This window comes from Streptomyces sp. R35 (assembly GCF_041053035.1).
Classification (GTDB): Bacteria; Actinomycetota; Actinomycetes; order Streptomycetales; family Streptomycetaceae; genus Streptomyces; species Streptomyces lutosisoli.
In genome coordinates this window covers 10,237,649-10,254,611 of record NZ_CP163440.1, presented here as the reverse complement: position 1 = coordinate 10,254,611, position 16,963 = coordinate 10,237,649, and the positions used below count along the sequence as shown (strand labels likewise).

18 protein-coding genes are annotated in these 16,963 nt (G+C 70.9%); 10 read left to right on the top strand and 8 right to left on the bottom strand.

Features of this window, described 5'->3' with window-relative positions:
- The first annotated feature begins 2 nt into the window (after nucleotides 1–2).
- A complete protein-coding gene (locus AB5J50_RS46070) occupies nucleotides 3–1,187 on the top strand; it encodes an ABC transporter ATP-binding protein (protein ID WP_369264513.1) in 1,185 nt (394 codons plus the stop codon).
- On the opposite strand, the gene AB5J50_RS46065 is transcribed toward AB5J50_RS46070, so the two are convergent.
- The 4 genes from AB5J50_RS46065 to AB5J50_RS46050 all read right to left on the bottom strand — a co-directional run bounded on the left by AB5J50_RS46065 (nucleotide 1,154) and on the right by AB5J50_RS46050 (nucleotide 4,505).
- Nucleotides 1,154–2,110 (bottom strand): hypothetical protein, encoded by a 957-nt coding sequence (locus AB5J50_RS46065; RefSeq protein WP_369264512.1) that lies wholly within the window; start codon nucleotides 2,108–2,110, stop codon nucleotides 1,154–1,156. The two genes, AB5J50_RS46070 and AB5J50_RS46065, sit on opposite strands and share 34 nt — an antisense overlap.
- Nucleotides 2,111–2,188: 78 nt before the next feature.
- Nucleotides 2,189–3,160, bottom strand: a complete 972-nt coding sequence (locus tag AB5J50_RS46060; RefSeq protein ID WP_369264511.1) for an ABC transporter substrate-binding protein — start codon at nucleotides 3,158–3,160, stop codon at nucleotides 2,189–2,191.
- Entirely contained in the window at nucleotides 3,157–3,828 is a 672-nt protein-coding gene (locus AB5J50_RS46055) for an ABC transporter permease (RefSeq protein ID WP_369264510.1), read from the bottom strand. The genes AB5J50_RS46060 and AB5J50_RS46055 overlap by 4 nt, the downstream gene beginning before the upstream one ends.
- The gene (locus tag AB5J50_RS46050; RefSeq protein WP_369264509.1) at nucleotides 3,825–4,505 is read right to left on the bottom strand and encodes an ABC transporter permease; all 681 of its coding nucleotides are present in this window, start codon (nucleotides 4,503–4,505) and stop codon (nucleotides 3,825–3,827) included. Before AB5J50_RS46050 ends, AB5J50_RS46055 begins: the two co-directional genes overlap by 4 nt.
- Nucleotides 4,506–4,672: 167 nt before the next feature.
- Between AB5J50_RS46050 and AB5J50_RS46045 the strand changes: the two genes are divergently transcribed.
- From AB5J50_RS46045 to AB5J50_RS46025, 5 genes are all read left to right on the top strand, one after another.
- On the top strand, nucleotides 4,673–5,455 hold the full coding sequence (locus AB5J50_RS46045; RefSeq protein WP_369264508.1) for an ABC transporter ATP-binding protein: 783 nt from the start codon (nucleotides 4,673–4,675) through the stop codon (nucleotides 5,453–5,455).
- Nucleotides 5,456–5,459: 4 nt separating this feature from the next.
- A complete protein-coding gene (locus AB5J50_RS46040; RefSeq protein WP_369264507.1) occupies nucleotides 5,460–6,770 on the top strand; it encodes an FtsX-like permease family protein in 1,311 nt (436 codons plus the stop codon).
- Nucleotides 6,771–7,035: 265 nt separating this feature from the next.
- Complete coding sequence (locus AB5J50_RS46035; RefSeq protein WP_369264506.1) at nucleotides 7,036–7,848, top strand: hypothetical protein; 813 nt, start codon at nucleotides 7,036–7,038, stop codon at nucleotides 7,846–7,848.
- Between the two features lie 42 nt (nucleotides 7,849–7,890).
- Nucleotides 7,891–8,118 (top strand): hypothetical protein, encoded by a 228-nt coding sequence (locus tag AB5J50_RS46030; protein WP_369264505.1) that lies wholly within the window; start codon nucleotides 7,891–7,893, stop codon nucleotides 8,116–8,118.
- 370 nt (nucleotides 8,119–8,488) lie between these two features.
- A complete protein-coding gene (locus tag AB5J50_RS46025; protein WP_369264504.1) occupies nucleotides 8,489–9,328 on the top strand; it encodes a siderophore-interacting protein in 840 nt (279 codons plus the stop codon).
- A gap of 305 nt (nucleotides 9,329–9,633) precedes the next feature.
- Here AB5J50_RS46025 and AB5J50_RS46020 read toward each other — a convergent pair whose 3' ends face one another.
- Nucleotides 9,634–10,191 (bottom strand): GNAT family N-acetyltransferase, encoded by a 558-nt coding sequence (locus tag AB5J50_RS46020; protein ID WP_369264503.1) that lies wholly within the window; start codon nucleotides 10,189–10,191, stop codon nucleotides 9,634–9,636.
- A gap of 568 nt (nucleotides 10,192–10,759) precedes the next feature.
- Nucleotides 10,760–11,245: a PaaI family thioesterase gene (locus tag AB5J50_RS46015; protein WP_327433952.1), complete on the bottom strand. Its 486-nt coding sequence runs from the start codon at nucleotides 11,243–11,245 to the stop codon at nucleotides 10,760–10,762.
- Between the two features lie 90 nt (nucleotides 11,246–11,335).
- Here AB5J50_RS46015 and AB5J50_RS46010 point away from each other — a divergent pair, with 90 nt between their 5' ends.
- Nucleotides 11,336–11,815: a helix-turn-helix domain-containing protein gene (locus tag AB5J50_RS46010; protein WP_327433951.1), complete on the top strand. Its 480-nt coding sequence runs from the start codon at nucleotides 11,336–11,338 to the stop codon at nucleotides 11,813–11,815.
- 253 nt (nucleotides 11,816–12,068) lie between these two features.
- Here the strand turns inward: AB5J50_RS46010 and paaK are convergent, their stop codons facing one another.
- Together paaK and paaI are read right to left on the bottom strand one after the other, a co-directional pair.
- Nucleotides 12,069–13,424, bottom strand: a complete 1,356-nt coding sequence (gene paaK, locus AB5J50_RS46005; RefSeq protein WP_327433949.1) for a phenylacetate--CoA ligase PaaK — start codon at nucleotides 13,422–13,424, stop codon at nucleotides 12,069–12,071.
- Complete coding sequence (gene paaI / locus AB5J50_RS46000) at nucleotides 13,421–13,810, bottom strand: hydroxyphenylacetyl-CoA thioesterase PaaI (RefSeq protein ID WP_327435332.1); 390 nt, start codon at nucleotides 13,808–13,810, stop codon at nucleotides 13,421–13,423. Before paaI ends, paaK begins: the two co-directional genes overlap by 4 nt.
- 238 nt (nucleotides 13,811–14,048) lie before the next feature.
- Between paaI and AB5J50_RS45995 the strand changes: the two genes are divergently transcribed.
- From AB5J50_RS45995 to AB5J50_RS45985, 3 genes are read left to right on the top strand one after another with little or no spacing between them, the layout of a single operon-like run.
- Nucleotides 14,049–15,272, top strand: a complete 1,224-nt coding sequence (locus AB5J50_RS45995; RefSeq protein ID WP_369264502.1) for an acetyl-CoA C-acyltransferase — start codon at nucleotides 14,049–14,051, stop codon at nucleotides 15,270–15,272.
- 37 nt (nucleotides 15,273–15,309) lie between these two features.
- Nucleotides 15,310–16,056, top strand: a complete 747-nt coding sequence (locus AB5J50_RS45990) for an enoyl-CoA hydratase/isomerase family protein (protein ID WP_369264501.1) — start codon at nucleotides 15,310–15,312, stop codon at nucleotides 16,054–16,056.
- Nucleotides 16,053–16,928 carry a 3-hydroxyacyl-CoA dehydrogenase family protein gene (locus tag AB5J50_RS45985; RefSeq protein WP_369264500.1) on the top strand — a complete coding sequence of 292 codons (876 nt, stop codon included), beginning with the start codon at nucleotides 16,053–16,055 and terminating at the stop codon, nucleotides 16,926–16,928. The genes AB5J50_RS45990 and AB5J50_RS45985 overlap by 4 nt, the downstream gene beginning before the upstream one ends.
- Nucleotides 16,929–16,963: the final 35 nt, after the last annotated feature.

Below are 16,963 nucleotides of genomic sequence, written 5' to 3'. Positions count from 1 at the left end.
GAATGATCCGGTTCGAGCAGGTCACCAAGCGCTATCCGGACGGTACGACCGCCGTGGACGGCCTCTCCTTCGAGGTCGCCGAGGGCGAACTCGTCACGCTCGTCGGCCCGTCGGGCTGTGGCAAGACGACGACCATGATGATGGTGAACCGGCTGATCGAGCCGACGTCGGGACGGATCCTCGTGAACGGTGAGGACATCGCCACCGTCGATCCGGTGCTGCTGCGGCGGCGCATCGGATATGTCATCCAGCAGGTCGGCTTGTTCCCGCACCGGACCATTCTCGACAACACGGCGACGGTGCCGACACTGGTCGGCTGGAAGAAGGCGAAGGCGCGGGCGCGCGCCGCCGAGCTGCTCGATCTGGTGGGCCTGGATCCGACGACGTACGGATCGCGCTATCCGGACCAGCTGTCGGGCGGTCAGCGTCAGCGGGTCGGGGTGGCGCGGGCGCTGGCCGCCGACCCGCCCGTGCTGCTCATGGACGAGCCGTTCGGGGCCGTGGACCCGGTGGTGCGCGAGCAGTTGCAGGACGAGTTCCTGCGGATGCAGCAGGCGGTACGCAAGACGGTGCTGCTGGTCACGCATGACATCGAGGAGGCGGTGCGGCTCGGCGACCGGATCGCGGTGTACGGGCAGGGGCGCATCGAGCAGTTCGACACGCCCGGCGCGGTGCTCGGCAGGCCCGCCACTCCGTACGTCGCCGAGTTCGTGGGCGCCGACCGCGGTCTGAAGCGGCTGTCGGTCACCACGATCGAGGTCGACGACCTGGAGCAGCCGCCGATCGCGCGCCTGGACGAACCCGCCGCACAGGCCGCCTCGCGACTGCACGCGGAGGGCGCACGCTGGGCCGTCGTGCTCGACACGCAGGGCGATCTGCACGGATGGGTCGGCGTCGACGAGCTCGGGGCGGGCGGCCATGTCGGCGACCTCGCCCACCGGATGCTGCATTTTCCGGGGGACACCCCCGGACCCCCAGCCTGGGTCCCGGTGGGCGCCCCGCTGAAGCAGGCCTTCGGTGTGATGCTCCAGCACGACGCCGGCTGGGTCGCCGTGCTGGACGGGGCGCGCTTCCTCGGCGTGCTGACCCCGGCGAAGCTGCACGAGGCGCTGCGACGGTCGGTGGACGCGGATGCGCGCGGCGTGCCACGGGGTCAGGTGGAGTTCGACTCCGTGGCGGACGCCTGAGTCGTGGACCGGGCGGTGCGGTCCGGCCGGTTCGAGCGGTCGAGGAGTCCGAAGGCCCAGCGTTCGTTGAAGCCCGCCAGGAAACCGACGGCGCACCAGAATCCCCAGAAGGCGGTGCCCTGTCCTTCCGCGTTGTCCGCGCAGATCTCGGCGGGCGTGGCGGGCATGTCGACCAGGGTGATGAAGCCGGCGTTGAGCAGGAAGTAGACGGCCAGCGCCAGGATCCAGCCGACGAAGACCCGGTAGACGCCTTCGTGCCGCATACCGCGGGCCAGCTGGCCGGGAGCGACCGCGCCCCGGTCGCCGTTCGTCCTGCGGCGCGTCAGCTCCTCGCCGCTGTTGCGCAGCCGTACGAGCACGCTGAGCACGGCCCCGAACGCCCCCACTCCCCCGCAGACGAAGGCGCCCATGAGGCTCCAGCGGTCGGTGCAGCCCACGTCGACCCGCAACAGGTCGAGCAGTCCTGCGGCTCCCACCACCAGGGGCACCATCAGCAGCACGACGCTGATGAGCGCCCCGAGGCTGAGCCCCACGTTGAGGCCGCGGCTGACGGCGAGCGCGCAGTCCTGGTCGATCCTCGCCCGCAGGCCGGAGATCTCCTTGCCGAGATAGTCCGCCAGGTGACGGTTGGGCTCGGTGTCGGTCAGCCGCCCGTCGCGCAGCACGTTGCTCAGTACGCTGCCGACGGTGATCCGCAGCGACTGTCTGGTCTGCGACTCGAAGGCCCGCTGCGATGCGCCGTAGAGCAGCTGAAGTTGCACCTGCTGCTTGGGATAGACGCTCTCGAACCGCTCGTACGCCGTCTCGCGGCCGGGCTCGACGAGATTCGCCAGCCCGTCGGCCTTGGTGTCGGTGCGGGCCCCCAGGACCGCTTCACGTAATGCCTGCCGCCATGTCCGGCGGAATCCCCCGTAATCCCCCATGGAGAACGTGTACCGAGGCCCGGCCACGGCGGGAACCCACCGCACCGCACCAGTCCGGTCACGGACGTCACGGACCTGTCACTTCAGCAGGCCCTTGTCCTTGAGAAAGGTCCGCGCCACGTCCGCCGGCAGCCGTCGCCAGCTGTCCACCTGCTGGTTCATGGATGCCAGATCGGCGGTGGTGAGTACGTCGTTGAGCTTGCCGAGCGCCTTGGTGACGCCCTCGCTGCCCGCGCGGGAGCGGTTGACGACGGGGACGATGTAGTCGGCGTTCTGCAGGTGCTTGTCGTCGGCGAGCAGGACCAGCCCGAAGTCGTCCAGGGTCGCGTCCGTGGTGGTGGTCAGCACCATCTGGTCCTGGCCGCTCTGCACGGCCTGCTTCGCCTGGGTGGTGCCGACACCCTTCGGGTCGACGGCGGTGATGCCGATGCCGTACGTCTTCTTCAACCCCGGTTCGCAGTACGGCCGTTGCACGCACTCGTCGCCCGCGGCGAGCCGCACCTCCAAGCCGGACCTCCCGAGGTCGCCGAGCGTCCTGAGGTGATGCTCGCGGGCGTACGCCCCGGTCACCGCGAAGGCGTTCTGGTCGACGGCCTTGCCGGGGTCGAGGACCGTGAGGCCGCGGGGCGTGGCCAGTTCACGCAGGGCTGCCGTCGTGGTGTCGAGGTCGGGCGAGCCGACAGGTGGTGCGCCGGCTCCGTTGGTCTTGGCGTTCAGCCAGTCCGCGAAGGTGGCCGCGTATTCGGGGACGACGTCGATCTGGCCCGATTCCAGGGCGGGTTCGTACAGTTCCCGGTTGGCGACGGTCAGCATGGACGTCCGGTAGCCGGCCTGGTTCAGCAGCTGCGCGTACATCTGGGCCAGCAGGTCGCTCTCGGTGAAGCCGGCCGAGCCGATGGTCAGGTGTTTGCTGTCGCCGGGCGCGGCGGTGACCGCACTCTGGTTCTCCAGGGTCGGGCCGGTGGTGCAACTGCTCAGCAGGAGCAGCGTCAGCAGGGCGCCGCGCCGTCTCGTGGCGAGCCCCTTGTGCGGCGCGAGGCGACGGCTCATCGCGAGCCCCTCACCCAGTGCGGTGCCAGCCGTTCCGTGACTTCGAAGATCCCCTCGACGATCAGCGCGAACACGGCGACCAGGACGGCACCGGCGACGACCTGGGGCGTACTCGCCAGATTGAAGCCCGCGGTGATGATCCGGCCGAGCCCGCCGCCGCCCGCGAGCGCGGCGATGGTGGCGGTCGCGACGAGCTGGACGGCGGCGATCCGCACCCCGTTCATCACCATCGGGAGCGAAAGGGGCAGTTCCACGTGAAACAGCATCTGTCGCCCGGTCATCCCCATCCCGCGTGCCGACCGCACCACGTCGCGGTCGACCTCGCGCATCCCGACGTACGCGTTGGTGAGCAAGGGCGGCACGGCGAACAGGACGAGGGCGACGACGGTCGGGCCCTCGCCGTACTTCCCCAGCGGGGTCAGGAGCAGCAGGACCAGGACCGCGAACGTGGGGACGGCCCTGCCGACGTTGGAGATGTTGACGGCGAGCGCGCCGCCCTTGCCGAGGTGGCCGAGGACGAGGGCGACGGGCAGCGCGATCAGACAGCTGATGATCAGACAGACGACGGTCAGCACGAGATGCTGGGCGAGCCGGTGCCAGATGCCGTCGTCGCCCGACCAGTGCGCGGGGTCGGTGAGCCAGTCCCAGGCGTCGGTCAGGGTGGTCATCCGCGGGCCGCCCTGGTCCAGGGGGTGATGAGCCGCTGCACGCCGAGCAGCAGGAGGTCGGCGGCGACGGCGATGACGACGCACAGCACGGACGCGGTGAGGACCTGGGCCTTGAAGTAGGTGTTCATGCCTGCGTAGATGAGGTTGCCGAGCCCTCCGAAGCCGACGATCGCGCCGACCGTGACCAGCGAGACGGCCGAGACGGTGGCGATCCGCAGCCCGGCCATCGCGGCGGGCACGGCGAGCGGCAGTTCCACGGTGAGCAGCAGCCGGATGGGCCCGTATCCCATGCCGCGCGCGGCCTGCCGGGTGTCCTCGGGGACGGCGCGCAGGCCCGCGAGGATGTTCCGTACGAGGAGGGTCAGGGAGTAGAGGACGAGGCCCGCGACGACCAGGGCGGCCGACAGTCCATAGACGGGCAGCAGCAGCGAGAACATCGCCAGCGACGGGATCGTGTAGAGGACCGTGGTCACCCCGAGGACCGGACCTGCCGCCCAGCCCCAGCGGCGGGCGAGGACGGCCAGCGGCACCGCGAGGGCGAGCCCGATGAGGACGGAGACCACCGTGAGCTGGAGGTGCTGGCCGACGGCGTCGAGGAGGATCTGGCGGCGCGTGCTCAGATACTCGCCGCAGATCCACTCGTTGCGCGCGAGGCAGTCGTCCGGGGGCGCCGTCATCTGTCCATTGCATCGGGGCCGCCGGGAGGTCGGCGCGTTCTGGTGACCCGTACGGGGTGTCGCTGGCTACACCCCGGAATACGGGTTCTGCGCCCCATGTGGCCCGGCCCGGCTCTCCGTAGCGTCGTGGGCGAGGCACAGGGCGTGCCGGACGGAGAGTGATGACGATGTTTCGCCGAGCGCGACGTACGCACGACTCGGGACCCGCCCCGGAGGCTCTGCGGCTGGTCAAGGTCAGCAGGACGTTCGGCGCCGGGGAGAGTGCCATGACCGCCCTGGACGGGGTGACACTCAGCCTGGCGCGGGGCACGTTCACCGCCGTGATGGGGCCTTCGGGGTCCGGCAAGTCCACGCTGCTGCAGTGTGCGGCCGGGCTCGACCGGCCCGACAGCGGCATCGTGATGGTGGACGGCGCGGAGATGACGGGCGGCGGCGAGGCCGAGTTGACGAGGTTCCGGCGCAGCCGGATCGGTTTCGTGTTCCAGCAGTACAACCTGCTGCCGACGCTGACCGTCGCGCAGAACACGGTCCTGCCGCTGAGGCTCGCCCGGCGGCGCGTCGACCGTGCGCGGGTCCAGGAGATCCTGACGGCCGTCGGTCTCGGTGACCGGCTCGGCCACCTGCCCGACCAGCTCTCCGGAGGACAACGGCAACGTGTGGCCATCGCCCGTGCGCTGGTCACCGAGCCTCGGGTGATCTTCGCGGACGAGCCGACCGGTGCGCTGGACACGCGCAGTGCGCGCGATGTGCTGCGCCTGCTCCAGGAGGCGGTACGGGTGCACGGCAGGACCGTGGTCATGGTGACGCACGACCCGGTCGCCGCCTCGTACGCCGACTCCGTGGTGTTCCTCGCGGACGGACGGCTGGCGGGCCGGATGCAGGCGCCGACGGTGGACGCGGTGGCCGAGCGCCTGGCGCACCTGGGCGACGACGCGTTGCTGGAGGTGTGAGGTCATGTTCGCTCTGGCCCTGCGTTCGATCCGCAAGCGCCCCGGGCGCTTCACGGCGACGCTGCTGTCCGCGTTCCTGGGCGCGGCGATCATCATGACGTTCAACTCGATGCACGACACGGCCGGGCAGCCGGGCGTCGACCCGGTGAGCGCGGAGTCGCTGTCCACCGCGGCGAGTGTCGTCGGCGGCTACGGCACGCTGCTGGTGTTCTTCGCGGTCGCCTCGACGCTGACGGTGAATGTCCGTCAACGCGGCGCCGAGATGGAGCTGCTGCGGTGCTCGGGGGCGACTCCGGCGCAGATCAGGCGGATGGTCGTCGGTGAGTCGGTGGCGGTCGCGCTGGTGGGCTCGGTGCTGGCGATCGGTCCCGCGATGCTCGGCGGGCGGGCCCTGCTCACCGTCTTCCAGGACAGCGGTCAGGTGGCGCGGTCCGTGGACTACTCCTTCGGTCCCATCGCCCTCGTGTCGGGCATCGACATCACGGTGCTGGCGGCGGCGGGCGCGGCGTTCCTCGCGGTGCGACGGGCGACGCGGCGGCGCCAACCCCGGGGCGGGGCACGGAAGTTCTTCACCTACACGGCCCTGACCGTCGGCGTCGTGGCCGTCTGCTCGACCTTCGCCTTCTCCGCGAACGACGCCGCGCTGATGGCGCCTCCCGCATACGGCGCGATCCTGCTGTCGGTGGGGTTCGCGCTGCTGTCCCCGAGGCTGCTGAAGGGGCTGCTCGACCGGCTCCCGCTGCCGGGCCCGAGCGGCAGTCTGGCCGTACGCAATCTACGGCGGCGCGCCGACGAGCTGTCCGGTGTCCTGATGCCGCTGATCCTGTTCACCTGCATGGCGACGGCGACACTGTGCATGCAGGCGGTCGAGAACGACGCGATCGACGCCTCGGGCGTACACAAGTCCATCGACGCCAAGAACCTGGAGACCCTCAACCTCGTGGTCGTCGGCATCGTCGTGGTCTTCTCCTGCGTCATGCTGATCAACTCCCTGTACGCGGCGACGACTTATCGCGGCCAGGAGTTCGGCCAGCAGCGGCTGGCCGGTGCGACACCGGGCCAGGTGCTCGCCATGGTCGGCACCGAAGGTGTGATCCTGACGGTCACCGGAGTCTTCTTCGGCACCGTGGCCGGGCTCGCGGGGATCCTCCCGTTCACCCTGGTCCGTACGGACACGACATGGCCGGGCCGGGGCCTGGGCATCTGGCTCGCCGTCGTCACGGTCGCGACGGCGGTGACGCTGGGGACCAGCCTGTTCACGGCCCGGCGCTCCTTGCGGACGCCCGCGGTGGCGGCGGTGATGCTTGCCGCGTGACCGGACGCCCGATGCGCCGATGGGGCACCCGCCCGAGCGGGTGCCCCATCGGTGGGTGACGCCCGCGCACCACCGCGCGGTCGGCCCGGCCGTCGGGCAACCGCTCTTCGTATCACCGCGATCATGCCGCTGACCAGGTGTTCCGTTCAGGTGTTCAGGTTGTGTTCAGGCACGTCGCCGCCCCTGGCAACTCCTGCACCAGAAGCCCCCAAGCGATGGCAAAGACCCCTGTGGCAACGTCAGTTCGCCATGTCATCGTGCGGGCATGAGCACAGAGCACCTCACCCGTCACCGTCGCGTCGCCACCCCCTCCGCCACCGCCCTGGCGAGCAAGGTTCCGGAAGTCACCGTCTACTTCTGGGTGATCAAGGTGCTGACCACCGGTATGGGCGAGACGGCCTCCGACTTCCTCGCCCAGAACCTCGGCCCCGTCCCCGCCGTCGGACTCGGCGGCGTGGCTCTCGCGCTCTCGCTGGCCGTGCAGTTCGCCGTCCGCCGCTATGTCGCCTGGATCTACTGGACGGCGATCGTCATGGTCAGTGTGTTCGGCACGATGGCCGCCGACGTGCTGCACGTGGGTCTCGGCGTCCCGTACACGCTCTCGACGCCCTTCTTCATGATCGCGCTGGCCGCCGTGTTCGCCGTCTGGTACGCATGCGAACGCACGCTCTCCATCCACAGCATCCGCACCCGCCGCCGTGAGATCTTCTACTGGGCCACCGTGCTGGCCACCTTCGCGCTCGGCACCGCCGCCGGGGACCTCTCCGCCACGATCGGCCTCGGCTACCTGGGCTCGGCCGTCCTGTACGCCGTCGCCATCGCCGTCCCGGCCGTCATGCACCGCTGGGGCTCCCTGAACGCGGTGGCCGCCTTCTGGTCCGCGTACGTCATCACCCGTCCGCTCGGCGCCTCCGTCGCCGACTGGATGGCGCTCGGCCACTCCCGCGGCGGCCTCGCCCTGGGGCTGGGGCCCGTCACCGTGTCCTGGACCGTCGCCATCATCGGCTTCGTCGGCTACCTGGCCGTCTCCCGAGGCGATGTGCAGGACGGCTCGGACTCCCTGTCCGGCGCCGTGTAAGCACGTCGGAGTCCTGGGGAGGGCTACCTCGCGGGGTGCCTGGTGTCGCCCGTCACCTGGGCGATCCCCCCTGATGAAGTCGGCCGCGTCGGTGTTCGCGCCGTGGCCCTCATCCCCGTACATGAGGGAGTTGACGTCGTCGCCGAGGTTGTCCAGAGCGGCGGCGAGATTGCCGACGACCGACAGCGCGGTGTCGCTGTCCTTGGCGCCGACGCATTGCCCGCCAGCGAGCTACGTTCCCCGCGACCACCGGTCATCGACGCCGACTGACCAGCGGGCACGGCCGGCCGCCGGCAGGCGTCTTCCCCGCAACCATAGATCCCCCGCGACGGCCTTGCCGGTGCCTTTCTCCGCTGAGAGGGTCATGCGCGGGGGCGGCACTTCACCACACCGAACACACCCGGTACACGCCGGGCTCCGCAGGAGGACGGTCCGACGAGACGTCCACATCCGACGCCGATCCCCAGGACGGCGCGCCCCTGGTCCGGATCATCGTCCACGGCCTGGCGCGACGCCCCGCCGCGGACGAAGGCCCCCTCCCCCGGTCCGTGGCCACCCCTTCCCCACGACGCGCCGGCACATGCATGACGAATTGAGGGATGTTGTCGATGAAGGAGCCTTGGTGACAACGCATTTGACCGTGACGAGCACAGAGATGATCACGCCCAGCCTGCGCCGGGTGTGGTTCCGCAGTGAGGATCTGTCGGCCTTCGCCGACAGCGTCCACACGGACCGCTACGTCAAGCTGGTGTTCCCGAAGCCCGGAGTCAGCTACCCGGAACCGCTCGACGTGCGCGCCCTGCGCCGCGTGCTGCCACCCGAGGACCTGCCCGACGTCCATACCTACACGGCGCTCTTCCCGGACGTCGAGTCGGGGACCATGGCCATCGACTTCGTGATCCACGGTGACGAAGGCGTCGCCGGCCCCTGGGCCGCGGCCGCCGCCCCGGGTGACCGGCTCATGGTCAACGGCCCCGGAGGCGGATACCGGCCCGACCCGTCCGCCGACTGGCACCTGCTGGTGGGCGACGAGTCGGCCCTGCCGGCGATCACCGCCGCCCTGACGGAGCTGCCCCGTGACGCGGTGGCCAGGGTCGTGGCGCTCGTCGACTCCCCCGCGCACGAGCCCGCCTTCCGTCTGCCGGAGAACGGCGAGGTCACCTACGTCCACCGGCGCGGCACAGACCAGGAGAACCAACTCGTAGCCGCCGTACGGGACATGGACTGGCTGCCCGGCCGAGTGCACGCGTTCGTCCACGGTGAGGCGCAGGAGGTCATGCACGGGCTGCGGCCCCACCTTCTCACCGAGCGCGGCCTGTCCCGTGAGCAGGTGTCCATCTCGGGCTACTGGCGGCGCGGCAGGTCCGAGGACGGCTTCCGGGTCTGGAAGTCCGAGTTCGACCGCAAGGAAGGCACGGGCCGCGCGGGCCGCCCCGGCGCTGCCGGCGGCCGCCGCGCCGGGACGGGAGCCCGGCCTTGACCTACTCCCGGTCGACCCCTACCCCATGCTCCCAGGGGCCTTTGGGGCAGGGCCGGTAGCTGTCCCTCGGCAACGAATGGGAACGCCTCGGCCGCACTGTCGTGGACGTACTGGAACGCCTCGCCGCGGGATCCCCGCCCGGGCCGCGCATCTCGCGAGCGCGGACGCGGGCGGGCTGGCTGGCTGGCTGGCGGACTGGCGGGCGGGCGGGCGTCAGCTTGTCCGGCTCGGCCATGTTCGTCCCGGGCGCCGGAGACCGACGGCCGACGACCAGGCGAGCCGGAGCCGGGCGTGGGCCCGACGGCTCACAGTTCACTCATCGATTGCAGCTGGGCGAACTCGCCGGCGAGCAGGCCCATCACGACGAGGTCGTGGTGCCGGCCGGCGAAGAACACTCGATCACGGAGGCGGCCCTCCTCCACAAATCCGAGCCGACGTTGAAATGCCAGCGATGACTCGTTGTGCGCGAAGATCCGCGCTTCGCACTTGTGATAGCGCCGCTCTGCGAACATGAAGCGCAGCAGAAGAACGACGGCTTCTGCCGCGTAGCCCTTGCGTCGATGATCAGCGCCGATTGTGACGCCGTACTCGAACCAGCCCGCAGTTGGGTCAGCTTGGTGCGAGCCGACGGCGCCGACCGTCTCCCCCGTCTCGATGGCTTCGACCACCAGCTGGAAGCGGTCGCCATCGGACTTGGCGGCGGCCTGCTCCTTCGCCCAGGCGCGGTAGCCCTCGGCGGAACGGGGTGGGTGCAGCAGGTCTCCCGACCGCTCCTCGTCGGCGGCGAAGCGCATGAAAGCGGTCCAGTCGTCGGGCTCGATACCGCGCAAGCGTACTCGTTTACCCGTCCAGAACGTTGTCATCCCCTATTCCATCACGCCGCAGGGCGCGAGTTCCGGGCTTTCACCCACCCCTGAAACCGTCTGTGACCTGGCACTTCGAGGTTTCCGTTCAGCCGAACCCGATCGGCATGGCGGACCGCTCGGCCAGCAGCCCCACTCCCAGAGCACGCCCGCAGTCGTCTCGTTCGAGGTCGCCCGGGGGCCTGCTCTGAACAGCACACGGGGTTCGGATCCTTCGGGGAGCCACGGCAGCGGCACGGTCGTGGTCGGCGGTGCTTCGTCTCGGCGCCACCGGGCCATCGCGGGTGGGACCCCGACAGCAGGTGCCGGCAGGTCCTGTACGTGTCCAACGCTCGCCGCACGACAGCTATCTGAGCCTCCGTCAGCATTGCCAGAAACCGTTGTGCTCGATCTCCCCGTACGCGACCATCCCACGACGTAAGGCCGCGCTCGCCGAGCGTCGCCCGGGACCAACGGAACTCGCCGCTCCATGGGTTGGCCGCCAGCCAAGCGCCAGTGACCGGACGCCGGTTCGCCTCCGGGTCCCGCTCTCCGGAGGTTCCCCGGCGCCACGACTCGCCGTGCCCGGTCAGACGGGGAACAGCAGGCAGCTGCTGGTGGTGTGGGCGAGCAGCCGGTCGGCGGAGTCGAAGAGCTCGGCCTGGGCGAGGGCCGTGCGGCGGCCGCTGTTGAGGACGGTGCCGACCGCTCGGATCTTGCCGGTGTCCACGGTGACCGGCCGCAGGAACTTCACGTTCAGGTCGAGCGAGGTGTACCCCGTGCCCTGCGGCAGGACCGACTGCACCGCGCACCCCGCCGCCGAGTCCAGCATGGTGGCGTACACGCCGCCGTGAACGCTGCCGATCGGGTTGTAGTGCTCCTCACCGGGCACCAGTGCGAAGACGACTCGGCCGTACTCGACTTCCTCGAGCGTCATGCCGAGGGTCGCCGAGATCGGTGGCGCGGGGAGCCGCCCGGCCTGCATCTCGCGGAGGAAGTCGAGACCGCTGTGCTGTCCGACCGCGCCGGCCGAGACGGCCGGGTCCTCCCAGTCGACTGTGCGTGACCTGCCCATGGCGCTCCTCGAATGATCTGGCTTCTGTATTCGAAGCTAGCCAGCGCCAGGCCTGGATGTCAATGTCGAAGCCAACCTACGATGGGGGGCATGACGTGGCTCGACACAAGCACGGAGAACTGCACGGTCCAGCGCACCCTCGACCTGGTCGGCGAGAAGTGGTCGCTGTTGGTCCTGCGGGACGCCATGAACGGCGTACGGCGCTTCGACGACTTCAGGCGGCACGTCGGGCTGTCCGAGTCCGTGCTGGCGGACCGGCTGCGCAAGCTGGTCGGGGCCGGGATCCTGGACACCGTCCCCTACAGCGAGCCCGGCAGCCGCACCCGCTACGAGTACCGGCTCACCCGCAAGGGCTGGGAACTGTGGCCGGCGATGATCGCCCTCAAGCAGTGGGGTGACCGCTACGCGGCGGATCCGGAAGGTCCGCCCCTGGAGGTCACGCACGCCGACTGCGGCGAGCCGGTCGAAGCCGTGGTCGTCTGCACCGCGGGGCACGGTGCGCTCACTCCCCCCAAGGCGCGCACGCGCCCAGGCCCGTCGGCGAAGCCCGCGGGCCTGACCGCTCGCTAGGCCCTGTCGTCACATTCCCGCGCGCCTCGCGGCGTCATGTGCGCTCCCCCACTGCCTCAAGGGCGTGGGAGGTGCCCCCACTCGCCCCGGTCGCGTCCGGGCGGCGCCGATACGATCCGTCGTATGAGAGCTGCCGGATCTGGTTCGACTACAAGCTCGGCGAACTCTCCTGATCCCGGCGCCCTGACGACCGGCCCCGAACCCTGGGCCGCGATGCTCGTCGGCCCCGCTTCCCGGGCCGGTCACCACCCGGTCACTGTTCGCGGAGATCCTTCACCCGGCGGAGCTTGCCCAGCGAGCGCTCCAACGTCTCGGGGTCGACGATCGCCACCTCGACGGTGACACCCACCCCGTCCTTCACACCCTGGACGATCGCCTTCGCGGCCGCCTCCCGCTGCTCGGTCCCGGCCCCGGGGCGTGCCTCGACGCGGACGGTCATGTGGTCCATCCGGCCGCGCCGGGTCAACTGCACCTGGAAGTGCGGCGCGACTCCGGGCGTTGCCAGCACGATCTCCTCGATCTGGCTGGGGAAGACGTTCACTCCCCGCAGGATGATCATGTCGTCGGAGCGGCCGGTGATCTTCTCGATACGGCGGAAGGCGGGCCGGGCGGTGCCGGGCAGCAGCCGGGACAGGTCGCGGGTCCGGTAACGGATGATCGGCAGGGCCTCCTTGGTGAGGGACGTGAACACCACTTCGCCCTCCTCGCCCTCGGCCAGCACCGTGTCCGTGAACGGATCGACCACCTCGGGGTAGAAGTGGTCCTCCCACACGTGCAGCCCGTCCTTCGTCTCGACGCACTCCTGGGCGACCCCCGGGCCGATCACCTCGGACAGGCCGTAGATGTCGACCGCGTGGATGTCCATGCGCTCCTCGATCTCGCGGCGCATCGCCTCGGTCCACGGCTCGGCCCCGAAGATGCCCACCTGAAGGGAGGTCGTGCGCGGGTCGACGCCCTGCCTCTCGAACTCGTCGAGCAGGGTGAGCATGTAGGACGGGGTGACCATGATGATCTCGGGCTTGAAGTCCTGGATGATCTGCACCTGGCGGGCCGTCATACCGCCGGAGGCCGGGATCACCGTACAGCCGGCCCGCTCGGCGCCGTAGTGCGCGCCCAGGCCGCCGGTGAACAGGCCGTAGCCGTAGGAGATGTGCACCTTGTGGCCCGCGCGGCCGCCGGCCGCGCGGATCGAGCGGGCGATCACGTCCGCCCACATGGAGAGGTCGTTCTCGGTGTAGCCGACGACCGTGGGGCGGCCCGTGGTGCCGCTGGAGGCGTGGATGCGCCGTACGTCCGCCATCGGGACGGCGAACATGCCGAAGGGGTACGTCTCCCGCAGATCCGCCTTGGTGGTGAAGGGGAACCGGGCCAGGTCCTCAAGGGAACGGCAGTCGTCGGGCTTGAGCCCGGCCGCGTCGAACTTCTTGCGGTACAGCTCCACGTTGTCGTACGCGTGCCGCAACGTCGCCCGCAGCCGGTCGAGCTGAAGCTCCCTCAGCTGCTCGCGGGTGAGGCGCTCGCCCTCGTCCAGCAGATCCTGGGGAAGCGGCTCACCCAGGCGGGCCGGGCTCGGTCCCGTGGCCGCGCCGGGCGTCGGTGCGGTGCTCATTGCGACTCCTTTGTCGTCGTGCTCCGGATGCTGCGGCTGCGTCCGCGGAACTCCGCGATCACGTCGTCGCCGCGCAGAACGCTCACGTCGTAGATGCCGCTGCGGCCGAACCGGATGCGCTCCCGAGCCGTGGCCACCAGGACGTCGCCCTCGTACGCCGGGGCGACGAAGTCGATGTCGGCTCCGGCCGCGACGGTCACGGGTCCGTGGCTGTTGCAGGCACAGGCGAAGGCGGTGTCGGCGAGCAGGAACAGATAGCCGCCGTGGGCGATGTGGTGTCCGTTCACCATCGCCGGGGTCACGGTCATCCGGAGCGTGGCGGTCCCTTCGCCCTGCTCGCGGAGCTCGATGCCCAGCGCCCGGGACGCCTCGTCCGCGGCGAACATCGCCTCGGTGGGTGTCGCCCCCGCCGATGTCGCGTCCGTGGTCTGCGTCACCTTTTTCACCACCTTGTGGCCCGACCGAACATTCGGTTAGCGTGCGGCACGGCCAAGTAATCCAGCATCACCACTGCCTGTCAAGAGGTGGAACGCATGCCCCGGAAAGCCCCCGAGCGTCCGGACTTCTTCGCCCGCCAGCGCACTCTGCTGGGGCAGGCCGGGGAGTCCACAGAGGAGTCCGTCCATGCCTGACGAGGTCTTTCTGATCGACGGAGCCCGCACCCCGCAGGGCCGCTACGGAGGCGCGCTGGCCTCCGTACGGCCCGACGACCTCGCCGCGCTGGTCGTCGGCGAAGCGGTGCGGCGCAGCGGGATACCGGGCGACGCCGCGGACGAGGTGATCCTCGGGGCGGCCAACCAGGCCGGTGAGGACAACCGGGACGTGGCCCGCATGGCCGTGCTGCTCGCCGGGCTCCCGGACACCGTGCCCGGTTACACCGTGAACCGGCTGTGCGCGTCCGGGCTGACGGCGGTCGCGAGCGCGGCCCAGGCGATCCGGTCCGGTGAGGCCGACCTGGTCGTCGCGGGCGGGGTGGAGTCGATGACCCGCGCGCCCTGGGTGATGGCCAAGCCCGGCACCCCCTGGGCCAAGCCGGGCGAGGTGCACGACACGTCGCTGGGCTGGCGCTTCACCAACCCGCGCTTCACGGCCGCCGACCGGGCCGTGGCCGCCGACGCGGGCCCCGGGACGGCGAAGGTGACCCTGTCGATGGGGGAAACCGCCGAAGAGGTCGCCGCGCTCGACGGCATCACCCGCGCCGACTCCGACGCCTTCGCGCTGCGCAGCCACCAGCGGGCGGTGGCCGCGCGGGAGGCCGGCCGGTTCGACCGCGAGATCGTGCCGGTGCCGGTGAAGGACGGCGCGGTCGTACGCGACGAAGGCCCGCGCCCGGGCACGACGCCGGAGAAGCTCGGCGGCCTGCGGACCATCTTCCGCCCGGACGGCATCGTCACCGCTGGTTCCTCCTCCCCGCTGTCCGACGGCGCCGCCGCACTGGTGGTGGCGAGCGCGGCGGCCGTCCAGCGGTACGGGCTCACCCCGCGCGCCCGGATCATCACCTCCGCCTCGGCCGGCGTACAGCCGAACCTGATGGGTCTCGGCCCGGTCCCCGCCACCGAGAAGGCCCTCGCCCGTGCCGGCTGGCAGACCGGCGCCCTGGACGCGGTCGAGCTGAACGAGGCGTTCGCCGCGCAGGCACTCGCGGTGATACGGCGGTTGAAGCTCGACGAGGAGCGGGTCAACGCCGACGGCGGCGCCATCGCGCTGGGCCATCCCCTCGGCTGCTCCGGCGCCCGCATCCTGCTCACGCTGCTCGGCCGGCTGGAGCGCGAGGACGCCCGCCGGGGCCTGGCGACACTGTGCGTCGGAGTCGGGCAGGGCGTCGCGATGCTCGTGGAACGCGTATGAGCGCCGCTTACGCGTCCCCGCTGGCCAAGGGACGCGGATGAGCACCCCGTACGAGACGCTCCTGGTCGAGGAGCGCGACGACCGGGTCGTCGTCACCCTGCACCGGCCCGAGGCCCGCAACGCCATCAGCGGGCTGATGATCCGCGAACTGCACGCCGTCTGCGACCTGTTGGAACAGGACCCGAAGCTCCTGCTGCTCACCGGGCACGGCGGGGTCTTCGCGGGCGGCGCCGACATCGCGGAGCTGCTGCGACGTGGCCGCGACGAAGCCCTGCGGGGCATCAACAGCCGTCTTTTCGAGCGGGTGCGCAGGCTGCCCATGCCGACCCTCGCCGCGGTCGACGGCTGGGCGCTGGGCGGGGGTGCGGAGCTGTCGTACGCCTGCGATCTGCGCATCGCGGGACCGGACGCGGTGTTCGGCAACCCCGAGCCGGGACTCGGCATCCTCGCCGCGGCCGGGGCCTGCTGGCGGCTGCCCGAGCTGGTCGGTGAGTCGGTGGCCAAGCAGGTGCTGCTCGCCGGCCGGAACCTGGACGCGCGGGCGGCGCTGGCAGCGGGGCTGGTCATCGATGTCGTACCGGCCGACAAACTCCTCGACGCGGCGCACGCGCTGCTGGACCGCATGGCGCGCTCCTCGGCCGCGGCTCTGCGCCTGACCAAGCTCGTGGTCGACTCGCCGGGCGCCCACCCGGTCGCCGACGACCTGGCGCAGGCGGTGCTGTTCGAAGGAGAGGACAAGCGGGAGCGGATGAGTCGCTTCCTGGAGAAGAGGAGCAGGGGATGAGCACCGCCGCAATGAGCACTCCGTCCGCACCCGCCGTCGTGGGCGTGATCGGCGGCGGCCGGATGGGCGCGGGCATCGCCCAGTCGTTCGCGGCCGCGGGCTCATCCGTGACCGTCGTGGAGAGCGGTGAGCGAGCCGTGGCCGCCGCTCTGGACCGGGTCGCCACCGGGATGGAGCGGGCCGCCGAGCGCGGCAGGCTCAGCGAGCCCGCCGCGGACGTGCTCGGCCGGGTCTTCGTCGTGGGTTCGGTCGACGAGCTGCCGCGTACGTGCGGTCTCGTCGTCGAGGCCGTCCCCGAGGACGCGTCGCTGAAGGCCCGGCTGCTCGCCGCCGCCGAGCGGGTCGTGAGTCCGGCGACCGTGCTGGCCAGCAACACCAGCTCCCTGTCGGTCACCGACCTCGCGGCGGCCCTCTCCCGCCCCGGGCGTTTCCTCGGCATGCACTTCTTCAATCCGGTGCCGGCCTCCGAGCTGATCGAGATCGTCGTCGCACCGGAGACCGGGGAGGAGACCCTGCGGCTGGCGCTCGACTGGACACGCGCGCTGGGCAAGAAGGACGTCGTCGTCAAGGACTCCCCCGGGTTCGCCAGCAGCCGCCTCGGAGTGACCCTGGGCCTTGAGGCGATCCGCATGGTCGAGGAGGGGGTCGCCGAGCCGGAGGCGATCGACGACGCCATGAGTCTCGGCTACCGGCACCCCATGGGCCCGCTGCGCCTGACCGATGTGGTCGGACTCGACGTACGCCTCGCCATCGCCGAACACCTGCACGCCACGCTCGGGGAGCGCTTCGCGCCGCCGCGGCTGTTGCGTGACAAGGTCGCGCGCGGCGAGCTGGGGCGGAAGACGGGACAGGGCTTCTACGCCTGGCCGTGAGCGGCACCGGTCCGGCCATGCCCGGCCCTGATCGT